The 12,399-nt window shown below is 61.6% G+C and carries 8 protein-coding genes; all 8 read right to left on the reverse strand.

The features are described 5' to 3' along the window. Positions 1–174: 174 nt before the first annotated feature. The gene (locus GQX66_RS27050) at positions 175–3,768 is read right to left on the reverse strand and encodes a glycosyltransferase (protein ID WP_240872043.1); all 3,594 of its coding nucleotides are present in this window, start codon (positions 3,766–3,768) and stop codon (positions 175–177) included. Positions 3,769–3,885: 117 nt separating this feature from the next. Beyond that, positions 3,886–5,457, reverse strand: a complete 1,572-nt coding sequence (locus tag GQX66_RS27055) for a flagellar hook-associated protein 3 (protein WP_102717454.1) — start codon at positions 5,455–5,457, stop codon at positions 3,886–3,888. 13 nt (positions 5,458–5,470) lie between these two features. Continuing rightward, a complete protein-coding gene (flgK, locus tag GQX66_RS27060; RefSeq protein WP_085747132.1) occupies positions 5,471–7,516 on the reverse strand; it encodes a flagellar hook-associated protein FlgK in 2,046 nt (681 codons plus the stop codon). A gap of 21 nt (positions 7,517–7,537) precedes the next feature. After that, the gene (flgJ, locus tag GQX66_RS27065; RefSeq protein WP_134022238.1) at positions 7,538–8,830 is read right to left on the reverse strand and encodes a flagellar assembly peptidoglycan hydrolase FlgJ; all 1,293 of its coding nucleotides are present in this window, start codon (positions 8,828–8,830) and stop codon (positions 7,538–7,540) included. Positions 8,831–8,841: 11 nt separating this feature from the next. After that, the gene (locus GQX66_RS27070; protein ID WP_039765528.1) at positions 8,842–9,930 is read right to left on the reverse strand and encodes a flagellar basal body P-ring protein FlgI; all 1,089 of its coding nucleotides are present in this window, start codon (positions 9,928–9,930) and stop codon (positions 8,842–8,844) included. Positions 9,931–9,957: 27 nt separating this feature from the next. After that, the gene (gene flgH, locus GQX66_RS27075) at positions 9,958–10,653 is read right to left on the reverse strand and encodes a flagellar basal body L-ring protein FlgH (protein WP_085605729.1); all 696 of its coding nucleotides are present in this window, start codon (positions 10,651–10,653) and stop codon (positions 9,958–9,960) included. A 53-nt stretch (positions 10,654–10,706) separates the two neighbouring features. Then, positions 10,707–11,492, reverse strand: a complete 786-nt coding sequence (gene flgG / locus GQX66_RS27080) for a flagellar basal-body rod protein FlgG (RefSeq protein ID WP_007958342.1) — start codon at positions 11,490–11,492, stop codon at positions 10,707–10,709. A gap of 45 nt (positions 11,493–11,537) precedes the next feature. Next, entirely contained in the window at positions 11,538–12,278 is a 741-nt protein-coding gene (locus GQX66_RS27085) for a flagellar basal body rod protein FlgF (protein ID WP_007958343.1), read from the reverse strand. Positions 12,279–12,399 lie beyond the last annotated feature (121 nt).

A 12,399-nucleotide genomic window follows, 5' to 3' on the forward strand; every position in this document is an offset into this window, starting at 1 on the left:
GCGATCACACCCCGCCACGGCCCACTGATAAATCGCGGAATACGTTGATATCGACAGGGAAAAACCAAAGCTTTAATCCGCGCACACATTCGTCGGCATTTAATGTAAATACGCATTTCACGGCCGAAAAAAAAGCGACCTTCAGGTCGCCTTTTTTCGGTTGTCGAGCGCGGCTCAGTCCGCCAGCCAGCCATATTCCCAATACCGCAGGTTATCGCCGCGCAGCACGTAGTCACGCAGGACTACCTCGCGCAACTCGTCACCCATTCGGTAGCTGGCATCCGGGTCGGCCAGGTGCATGCGGATCGCCTGCAGCCACTCGTCCGTGCTGTTGGTCTTGATCCGGGTGCACGGCAGATAACCGCGATACGCTTCGGTGTCCGTGCAAATCACCGGATAACCGCAGGCACCGTATTCCAACAGCCGCAGGTTGCTTTTGCAGTCGTTGAATACGTGGAATTCCAGCGGCGCCAGGGCCAGGTCAAGGTTCAGGCTGGCCAGTTTCGCCGGATAGATTTCCAGATCGATCACACCGTGGAATTCATGCATGTACGGAAGCAGATCGTCCGGGCACATGCCGAAGAAAACCCAGTCGACTTCGTCGGCCAGCTCGCGCACCACATCGGCGATGACGGCCAGGTCACCGTGGTGACTGGTACCGCCACCCCAACCGACCCGCGGTTTTTTCGAGGTACGGCGCTGACTGCGCAAGTGACTCCACAAGTCCTTGGACAGCATGTTCGGTACGACACGAATGTCGTGATGCATGTCCGACAGCACGTTAGCCAATGGCTGGGTCGACACGACCACTCGATCACACAGACCAATGGCGCGTCGCACCATACGCTCCATGTCCTGCTTGCTCGGCATGTTGCGGATATGCGCATTGCGATGGGGAACGTCGATGACATAGTCATCGAGCTCGAAGATGCGCCGCGCATTGAAATACTTTTTCAGCGGCGGGATTTCATCGATGGCGTGTTCCGAATAGCGCCCTTGCAACACGATCACATCGGGCGACTGACGCTCGATATCGATGATCGACGGCAAGCCGTAGCAAATGCGCCCCTCGACCCGGTTGGCCGCCTGCAGCTCGATCATCGGCTGACTCATGCGGTAGTGCCCGATGGCAGAGGCGTTGATCGGCACCACCAGCACATTCGGCAACTGCGCCCTGGAAAAGGCACTCCACCCAGTACGCAAGCCAGGTTCCAGACTGAAGTTGGTGGCACCCACACCCTGCAGCGTCAGGTTGGTGTTGTAGGCCGGGTCGCGTGCAATGGTCGGCAACCAGCGCTGGTAGAACGTGTCCCTTTCCTCGGCGAGCAGCGCTTCGTCTTCCGCCGTCGCCGCAGCGCTTGGGCGCGCGCCCACCGCCAGCACGGCATGGGGACTCATCACCACCAGGTAGCCTTCGCGGCCAACCCGCAAGCACAGATCCACGACATTCAGCGACTGCTTCAGGTCCTGCTCGTCGAGCCCGCCCGCAGCGTCGAAAACCGACTTGCGAATCATCAGGCAATCGCCGCCGACAGCACTCAGGTTATGGACCGCCTGCAGGCGGAACATGTACCCGTCCGACTGCATGGGCTGGCCATAGAACGGCAGCCCGACCGGCCCGTTCAAACCGAGAATCAGGCCAGCATGCAGCACCCCGCCGTCGGGATTGAACAGCTTGGCACCGACCACCCCGACTTCCGGGCGCTGCGCATGGTTGAGCAGTTCATCGAGCCAGTCGGCCTGGGTAATCACCGCAAAGGCGTTGAGCAGCAACACATACTCGCCACGCACCTGGCTGATCACAAAGTTGTGCACAGCGGCGGCATTGCCCTGTTGCGGATAGCTCAGCACGCGGATCCGGTCGCTGCCCAGTTGCGCCATGCCGTCCAGCCATACCCGCGCTTCAGCGCTTTCGCTGCCGTTGTCGACCAGCAGCAATTCGTACTCGGTATAAGCGGTCTTTTCCAGCAGCGTTTCCACACAGCGCTGCACGGCAGCAGTCTGGTCCTGAGTGACAATGACCACCGACACCAGCGGGCGTCGGGCATGGTGATAATCCACGCGATTCAGCAGCTCGCTGCCACCACGACGGATTTCATGGACAATCCCCAGCCGTTGCAGATGCGCTTCGAGAATTCGTGGACTTTGCGCAACGACAGCCGATTCGGTCAGCCATTGGGAAAGATCGAATTTGGACTCCAGCAGCACTTCAGCAATGTGTCCCACAACGTTCAGGCCGTCGCTCTCGACCATCCGCCACAGCACATCATGGGGGGCCAGCTCGGCAAACGCCGGTGCAAAGCCGCCGAGCGCCAGAAAGCGCTCGCGCTTGAACGCCAGGGCGCGCCCGACGTAGGGATAACTGCGCATGAGATCCAGATTGAAGTCCGGCTTGAACGCAGGCTCCGCCGATTCGCCGGTGCGCAGGCTACCCTCGTCGCTGTAAAGACAGGTCAGGGTCTGGCTGTGCGCGATCCGGTCGGCCATGACCAACAACGCCGGCGCAACGAGGCAATCACCTGGCTGCAATAGATAGAACCAGTCGGCGCCTTCGAGCTGCGGCAGCAGTGTGTTGATCTGTTCCAGTCCGTCATCCTGCAACGGCATGTGAAACACGCGCCCGTCGAGGGTCGCCTCGTGACACGAAACGGACAGCACCAGGATCAGTTCCGGCGGGTAATCCTGGGCAGCGAGCGCCTCCAGTGTGCGCTCCAGACCATCGCGACTGCCCTGCCGGTCAATGATGATCGGCACAATCCGCGGCTGCTGCGGCCAGCTGGCAAGCGTTTCCGGCAACCAGTGGCGCTGCTGTTCGGTGAGCACCCGGCATGCCAGCCACTGCGCGTAGAGTTCGCCGAAGCTGAAGCTGTTGACGCCTACGCCCCACTCCTGACGGCTCTGTTTGGAGCCAAGGGTTCGGCTCAGGGGCAGCTCTTGCCACACCCGGGGCGAGTCTTCGACACGGGTCAGCGGCACATAGCGCACCCACCCCGGCGCAGGCGCCGACTCACCACTGCGCGCCTTGAGCATTTGCGAAATCCATTCGCGCTCGACTTCTGCCGCATCCTTCATCGGTTGCTGCGCACTCAAACGCTCCGGGTAGAGACGTTCGGCGCTGAGTACGTTGTTGGAAACCGCCAGGTTGCCGCGCCGCAGCAGGCAGACATACAAGGCAAAATCCAGGGTCGCGACGAAGCAGGCACCCTCCTCGGTCAACGCCGGCAAAAGCTCGACAACGTCGGCGCGGCGCATCAGCGCACTGCTGAATCCACCGAGAACATTGACCGGGAATTTTTCAAAGATGCCCAGGACATCGTCGCCCTTGAGCAGTGCGCTGACTGGCGACAACGGGGTGTTTTCAATACGCGCCGGCAGAATGATGTCGTTGGCATCCCAGAGCAGCCGCTGAGCCACCACCAGGCTGACTTCGGCATGCCGCATTTCGTGGACCTGCTGCTCGACGCAAGCCGAATAGAGCAAATCGTCATCGCACAGGAACTTGATGAATTCGCCCTGTGCCTGCTCAAGACAGACCTTGAGGTTGTCGACCAGCCCCAGCGTCCGTGGATTGCGCACGTAGCGTACGGCCACGCCTGTCTGCTCGCTCACTGACGCTGTGATGTCCTGGATCTCGTTGCCGCGATTGTCATCGCACACAATGATTTCGAGATTGCCGTAATTCTGGCTCACGGCACTGTTCAAGGCTCGTTCGAAAAAACGCGGATTGAAGGCAGGGATGACGAGGCTGACAAGGGGGAGTGAATTCACGGCGGACTCGCAAGCGGCGGGAACCCGCCCGGAACAGCGAGCCCTTTGAAACCGCAAAAAAAGACGATTGATACAGAGCGGTCAGAGCAAGCGGGCGCTTGCGCGCCCGCTCAGGCTTCAGATCTTGTTGAACAGGCCCAACTGAGAGATTTTGCTGAACGCCAGTTGCGAGGCCTGCAGCATGGTCTGCTGCAAGGTCAGGCGGGTCATCACTTCGGCCGGATCCGAATCACGGATCGTGCCCTGAGTGGTGGAGTTCGCCAGCTGCAGGCTCTCGTTAGTGGTGTTCTGGTCATCCAGCGACAACCCACGGGCACCGATGGACGTCACCGCGCTGCCGATCTGATTGGCGGCGCTGTCGATGTTGCCGAGGCCGGCTTCCATGGCACCCTGGAATTTCTGCTTGGCCACCGGATCACCGTCGATCGGGGTGTTCAGCGCCGTGACCATCTGGCCCAGGGTGTCGAGCACGTTCTGGGTCTGGTGGTTGTTGGACTGGATCGAGAACTGGTCACCGGCCGCCGGCGTACCACCGAGGGCGAAGGTCACGCCCGCTGCCGTGGCGTTGCCGCCAGCCACGGTACCCGACGAGATCGGCTTGCTGTCGGCAGTGACAGGCGCCGCGTACAGGTCGAACGCGGTGGCGCTGGTGAACTTCAGGACTGCGCCGCCACCCGACGGGAAAGCCGCGTCGTAGGCTGCCTGGTTGGTCACGCTGGAACCGGTGATGACCGCGGTCGACGGGTTGCCCGGGCTGCGCGAAGCGGTGAACGAGTCCGGCGAAGCCGACAGCTGGAAGCTATGACCGGCAATGACCGCGTCCGGGTTGGTATCGCCAGCCTTGAGGTTGATGTTCAACTTCATGTCGACGCCACGGAAGCTGACCGTCTGGTTGGCGCCGTTGCTGTTGCTGATCAGACCGTTCTGGCTGGCCTCGGAAGTCACGTCGTTGCCCAGGGCATCGGTGATCTTGAGCTGAGTGCTGCTGATGAAGTCCACGGTGTAAGGCTGACCGGCCGTAAACTTGGCGTTGTAGGTGGCGGCGGTGCCGACCGTACCGTTGGTCAGCACCACGCGACCGTCATCGACGGCCGGAGCCGTCATTGTGGTCTGGGTGCGGCTGGTGTTGATGGTCTGCTGGAACGCATCCCAACCGGTGGTGTTGGTGGCTACCGACAGGCCGTCACCAATGCCCAGGTTGATCTGGGTCTGGTCACCGTTGTAGGTGTAGGTGCCATCGGCGTTCTGCGAGTACGGCGCGGTATCGGTCTTCGAGCCGGAGAACAGGTAATTGCCGTTGGCATCCTTGGAGTTCATCAGGCCCAGCACTTGTTGCTGGATCTGGCTCAGTTCGGCGGCGTAAGCCTGGCGGTCCTTATCGGTGGCGATGCCGTTGTTGGCGGCCAGACCGATTTCCTTCGCGCGCTGCAAAGCAGTGGTGATGGAGTTCAGTGTGGATTCCTGAACGGTCAGCGCGCTCTTGGTGGTGTCGATGTTGCCTTTGTACTGATCAAGCATCGCGGCCTGCTGACCGAGCTTGAGCAAGCGACCGGCGCCGATCGGATCGTCGGCGGCGGTGTTGATGCGCTGCAGGCTGCTGGCTTCGTTCGCGGTCGCGACAGCCTTGCTGTAGTTGCGCTGATATTGAGCAGCTTGCGTCGCGTAATACTGAGCGGTGGAAATGCGCATGAATTACGACTCCTTAAAGACTGTTGATCAGCGTGGCGAAGGTTTCCTGCGCAGCTTTGATGATCTGCGAAGACGCTGTGTAGTACTGCTGATACTTGACCAGGTTGCCGGTCTCTTCGTCCAGGTTGACCTGAGACAGCGAATCACGCGCGCCCTGCGCCTGATCCAGAATGGCGGTGGTGGCCTCGATGTCGGACTTGCCTTGAGCGGCCTTGGTACCGACGTTGGTCACCAGCTTGTTGTAGGCGTCGGTCAGGCTGATGCCCTTGCTGCCCGAGCCGGTGTCCACGGTCTGCTTGGTCTGCAGACCAACCAGTGCCTGGGCGTTGCGGTTGTCCGAAGACGCCGCGCCGGTCAGGCTCATGGTGAAGGTTTCGCCGGCTTTCGGCGTCGCGCCCACGGTGGTCTGCACGGTGAAGGTTTTCTGCACGTTCGGCGTGACGCTGGTATCCATCACCGGTGCGCCGGTGGAGTCGACCATGCCGATCTTCAGGTTCAGGGTGTTGGCCTGCCCCGGCACGATGGTCCCGGTGCCGATGGTGTTGCCCTTGGCGTCGACCATGTTGTACGACTGGCTGCCGCTGGCGACCGCACCGAACACCAGTTTGACCGGGGTCGAATACTTGAGCGCGTTCTGCAACTCGGCCTGGGAGGTCGGGTTGTAGATATCGATGGTGTCGGTCAGCGTCGGCTGAGTGTAGGTGCCGGAATTATTGGTGCTGGCCACGCCGGTCAACGGTGCCGCCGCCGCAATTTTCTTCGGGTCGGTGAGCACGGTCTGGATGCTCGAGGCCGCGCCACGGGTCGGGGTCACCTTGAAGGTGTCACCGGCGCTCAGGGCACCGCCATTGAGGGCCAGGGTGAAGCCGTCGATGACCGGAGGCGGCGTGGTCGTGGTGCTGAACGAACCCATGTCGGTGCCGTCCGAGCGCTTGACCGTGTAGTTGGTCGCGCTGGTGAAAGTGACCTGGTAATCGTTGGTGGTCAGCTTGCCGGTGTCCTTGATGGTCACGTCAAGGTTGCCCGAACCCGCGCTGTTGCCCGCCTGGGCAATGCTGCGCTGACTGATCAGCGCGGCACTGTTGATGTTGTTGAAAATCGCTGCGCCGAAGTCACCGTTCTTGTCGATGCCCTGGGCTTGCTGACGGTTGACCTGGTCAGCGATCACCAGCGCTACACGGCCCAGCTCGTTGAGCGACGGGTCGAGCACTTCCTTGCGATAGCTCAGCAGACCGCCGATTTCGCCACCGCTGATCACCGAAGTGATGTCGATGGTGCTCGAACCGCGATCCATCTGGATGCCCATGCGCGACGGGTCATCCTTGCTCGGCACAGTGCTCAGGGTGTTGGTGGTGTTACCGACAACCAGCGGCTGACCGCTGCCGACGTAGACGTCGAAGCTGGTGCCGCGCTCGACGACCTGCGCGCCGACCAGCTGGGAGAGCTGGCGCACGGCTTCGTTACGGGTGTCGAGCAGATCGTTCGGCTGGCCGCCGCTGGTGGAAATCTCGCCGATCTTCTGGTTGAGATTGGCAATCGAGGTGGCCAGTTTGTTGACCTGGGCCGCCATGTCGCCAAGGTTGCCGTTGAGCGTGGTGTTCTGGTCGTTGAGCTGCTTGGCCAGTGCGTTGAAGCGGCTGGTCAGGGCTTGCGCGCCGGTCAGCACCGACTGACGGGAAGTGTCGTCGGTGGCAGAGGTCGATACGCCTTGCATCGAGGTGAAGAACTTCTGCAACACGCCGGTCAGGCCGGTGTTGGTGTCGGACAGCGAACCGTCCAGCGCTGTCGCCTGCGCGCCATAGGCGGCCGCTTCGCTGCTCAGCGAGGTGGCGGTGTGCAGCTGCGATTCGAGGTAGGAGTTGTACACCCGACGCACGTCGGCGAGGGTCGTACCGGTACCGATGAACACGTTACCGTACTGAATCGAGGACTTGGTGCCCTGCACGGTTTGCTGGCGTGAATAACCGGCGGTGTCGACGTTGGCAATGTTGTTACCTGTCACAGCCAGAGAGGAAGAACTCGCGTTCAACCCCGACATCCCGATATTGAGCAAACTCATGATTCAAACCTTACCTTGTGTTTATAAGGGCGTTGTTGGAACGCCGGCCGCAGCGTAGTTCTGATTGACCGTCATCTGCCTGGCAATCTGCGAAATCTTCGTCGCGTAGTTCGGGTCGGTCGCGTAACCGGCCTTCTGCAATTCGCGTACAAACTGTTCTGGGTTATCGGCCGACTTCAGCACATCTTGATAGCGATTATTGCTCTGCAGCAAAGTCACCAGATCGTGGAAGCTGTCCTTGTACGAGGCATAGGAACGGAACTCGGCCGTCTCCTTGACCATCTGCCCGTTGCGGAACTCGCTGGTGATCGCCCGGGCCGAATCGCCCTTCCAGTTGCTGCTCGCCTTGATACCGAACAGGTTGTGACTGCTGCTGCCGTCCTGGGCGCGCATGACCGATTTGCCCCAGCCGGTTTCCAGTGCAGCCTGAGCCACCAGATAACGCGGATCGACGCCAATGCGGGCGGCGGCTTCCTGGGCCATCGGCAGCATGGTGTTGACGAACTGGTCGGCATTGCTGAACGCGCGCTTGGCGGGTGCCAGCGGGATCTGCGCCATGGCTCGGCCGTAAATCTGCATCTGCCCGCCGGAAGCCTTGTCTGCCTCGGCACGGTCCAGCCAGTCGCCGTTGTACAGCGGGCCGGAACCGGTGACAGCGGCGGTCGTGGCGCGTTGCGGCAGTTGAGTGGCCGCTGCCGGCGTGGCCGACGGCACCAGACCTGCGAGCAAGCGATCCGCCAGTTTCGGCGGCAACGCCAGACGACGCTGGTTGATCATTTCCATGTCATTGCGATGGGTCAGTTCGGTGTTCGGCGCATGCACCGAACGCGACGCCCACAGTGGACGCTCGCCGTTGAGTCGCGACAACGGGCCATTGGTGGCCACGGTGCCGGCGGCAATCGGCGTGGCTACGGCAGCGGCCTTGGCTTTGGCTTCTTCCTGCTTGGCGGCGGATGCGGCCGCAGCCTCGCCCGGCGCCATCGGTTTGTTCTTCGACATCTGCTTGATCAGCACGTCGGCCAGACCGATACCACCGCCCTCGCGGGACATGGAAACCGCCAGTTGCTGGTCGTACATTTCCTGATACTGCTTGGCGGCCGGCGTGTTGAGCGGGTTGTCCTGGCCCAGCGCTTCGGTGGCCGAACGCATCGACTTGAGCATTTCACCGAGGAACAGCGATTCGAATTCCTGCGCAACCTTGCGCATGTTGCCGTCGCTGTTCTTGTCGCCGACCTTCAGCTGGTTCAGACGATTGAGGTCGGAGTACGAACCCGAATCGCTGCTGCTGACCAGACCGCTTTTGCGCATATCCATGGTCGCCGTCCTCAGATCACGATCAGGTCGGCTTGCAACGCGCCGGCCTGCTTCAGTGCTTCGAGAATGGCCATCAGGTCACCCGGCGCTGCGCCGACCTGGTTCACCGCCCGCACGATCTCGTCGAGAGTGGTGCCCGGGCCGAACTTGAACATCGGCTTGGCTTCCTGTTCGGCATTCACCCGCGAGCGCGGTACCACGGCGGTCTGGCCGTTGGACAGCGGGCCCGGCTGGCTGACGATCGGGTCTTCGGTGATGGTCACAGTCAGGCTGCCGTGAGTCACGGCGGCCGGCGACACCTTCACGTTCTGGCCGATGACGATGGTGCCGGTACGCGAGTTGATGATGACCTTCGCCACCGCCTGACCCGGATCGACTTCGAGGTTTTCCAGGATCGACAGGTAGTCGACGCGCTGGCTCGGATCGAGCGGTGCGGTCACACGGATCGAACCGCCGTCGATGGCCTGGGCAACGCCAGGGCCGAGCATGTCGTTGATCTTGTCGACGATGCGCTTGGCGGTGGTGAAGTCGGAACGGTTGAGGTTCAGCGTCAGGCTGTTGCCCTGGTTGAAACCGCTCGGCACCGAACGCTCGACCGACGCACCGCCAGGGATGCGACCGGCCGACGGAACGTTGACGGTGATCTTCGAACCGTCACGGCCTTCAGCGTCGAAACCGCCAACCACCAGGTTGCCCTGAGCGATGGCGTAGACGTTGCCGTCGATACCCTTGAGCGGGGTCAGCAACAGAGTGCCGCCGCGCAGGCTCTTGGAGTTACCGATGGACGACACGGTGATATCGACCTGCTGACCCGGCTTGGCGAACGCCGGCAGATCGGCACTCACCGATACCGCCGCAACGTTTTTCAGCTGCACGTTGCCCGATCCCGGCGGCACCTTGATGCCGAACTGCGAGAGCATGTTGTTGAAGGTCTGCAGGGTGAACGGGGTCTGCGTGGTCTGGTCGCCGGTGCCGTTAAGACCGACCACCAGGCCATAGCCGATCAACTGGTTGGAACGCACGCCGGAAATGCTGGCGATGTCCTTCAACCGTTCGGCTTGTGCATTGAAGGCCGCCGACAACAGGAACGCGGCCACCATGAGACTTCTGAAATTCAACGTAGCCACCTAGAAAGGGAACAGCGGGCTGAGGAAGAAACGGTCGAACCAGCCTGGCTGACTCGCATCGGCGAACGAACCGGTGCCCGAGTAGGTGATGCGCGCATCGGCGACCCGGGTCGAGGACACGGTGTTGTCGGTGGCAATGTCATCGGCCCGCACGAGGCCGGCGATCCGCACCAGCTCGTCGCCGGTGTTGAGGGTCATCCACTTCTCGCCACGCACGGCGATGATGCCGTTGGGCAGCACGTCGGCGACGGTCACGGTGATCGAACCGGTCAGGGTGTTGCCTTGGGCGGCCTTGCTGTCACCCTTGGTCGCGCGGTCGCCTTCGTAGCTGGCGCTCAGGCTCAGGTCATTGCTGCCGATCGGGTTGTTGGTGGTCGCACTGCTGCCGAACAGCGACGTCAGACCGATGCCGGTCTTGCTGTTCTTGGCCACCTGCGAGTTGGCGTTCTTGCTGGCCTGGGTCCTCTCGTTCAGGGTGATGGTGATGATGTCACCGACCCGGAACGCCTTGCGGTCGCTGTACAGGTTCTGTTCGAAACCGGCCTGATAGATCGAGCCGTTGTTGGCGGCCGACGGCAACGGTGTGCGCGGCAACACCGGGGCGTAGTAAGGATCATTGGGCTTGGGCGTCGGAGCGACGCAGCCCGCGAGCGAGACGACCCCACTCAATGCCACAACAGATACAAAGCGCTTCATGACCCTTACCTCACGGTGTTGCAGGCGACCTCATGGCCGCCTCATAGACTTGATTACAGATTCTGCGTTACGAACGAGAGCATCTGGTCGGCGGTGGAGATCACCTTGGAGTTCATCTCGTACGCGCGCTGGGTGGTGATCATGTTGACCATCTCTTCCACGGTGCTGACGTTGGAGGTTTCCAGGGTGTTCTGCAGGGTGGTGCCGAAACCGTTCAGGCCCGGAGTACCGACTTGCGGTGCACCGGAAGCGGCGGTTTCCAGGAACAGGTTGTTGCCCACCGCTTGCAGACCGGCCGGGTTGATGAAGTCGGCGGTTTGCAGGTTGCCGATCACTTGCGACGCGGCGTTGCCGGCAACGGTGATCGACACGGTGCCGTCACGACCTACGGTGAAGGTCTGGGCGTTGTTCGGAATGACAATCGCCGGCTCCAGGGCGAAACCGCTGGCGTTGACGATCTGGCCGTTGGAGTCGAGGTGGAAAGTACCGTCACGGGTGTAGGACGTGGTGCCGTCCGGCTGCAGGATCTGGAAGAAACCGCGACCGTCGATGGCCATGTCCAGCGGCTGCTCGGTGGTTTGCAGGCTGCCGGCGGTGAAGTTTTTCTGGGTGCCAACAATGCGCACACCGGTACCCACTTGCAGACCTGACGGCAGTTCGCTGTCCTGGGTCGACTGGGCGCCTGGCTGACGCTTGATCTGGTACAGCAGGTCCTGGAACTCGGCGCGGTCACGTTTGAAACCCGTGGTCGACACGTTCGCCAGGTTGTTGGAAATGGTGGTCAGGTTGGTGTCCTGGGCGGACAGACCGGTTTTGGCAACCCATAGAGCCGGAAGCATTCGATTCTCCTCGTGCGCCTGTTTTACGGCGCGACGTTCTGATAATTAGCTGATCTGCAAGACCCGAGCCATGGCCTGGTCGTCGTCTTTGGCGGTATTCATCATCTTGACGTGCAGTTCGAACTGCTTGGCCAGGGCCAGCACCGACGTCATTTCTTCCACGGCATTGACGTTGCTCGACTCCAGGAAACCCGACACCAGTTTGACGTTGGCATCGGCCGGCGCAGGCTGGCCGTCCTTGGTGTAAATCGAACCGTCCAGGCCCTTGTTCATGTTCTTGATGTCCGGGTTGACCAGCTTGATCCGGTCGACTTCGGCCATGACGCGCGGCCCCTCGCCCATCGCACGGATGCTGATGGTGCCGTCTTCACCGACTTCCACCTGCTGCTCCGGCGGCACGGCGATCGGCCCGCCATTGCCCATGACCGGCATGCCGTTGCCGGCACGCAACACGCCGAGGGCATCGATGTTGAGGCTGCCGGTGCGCACGTAGCTTTCACCGCCATTAGGGTTCTGCACGGCGATCCAGCCGTTGCCCGACACGGCGACGTCGAGGTCACGGCCGGTCTGCACCAGCGAGCCCGGCGTGAAGTCGGTGGCGGGCCGTTCGCTCATGGCAAACGCACGCGCCGGAAAGCTGTCACCGAACACCGGCATCGAACGCGCCTGCTCCAGGTCGCGCTGAAAACCATTGGTGGAGATGTTCGCCAGGTTGTTGGCATGAGCCTTTTGCGCCAGTGCGTTCTGGCTGGCGCCGGTCATTGCCACATAAAGGTACTTGTCCACACTCTTTCCTCTGCATGCCGGACGTTTGCCGCCCACCGCTGTACTGCTGAGCCATAAGCAATTTGCAGACCAACTTTTTTCTGGCGGCTGAGGGCCCGGTAAACAAAGGACTTGAGGGATT

The sequence above is a fragment of the Pseudomonas sp. B707 genome (genome assembly GCF_022496685.1).
In the GTDB taxonomy this organism is placed as follows: Bacteria; Pseudomonadota; Gammaproteobacteria; order Pseudomonadales; family Pseudomonadaceae; genus Aquipseudomonas; species Aquipseudomonas paraglycinae.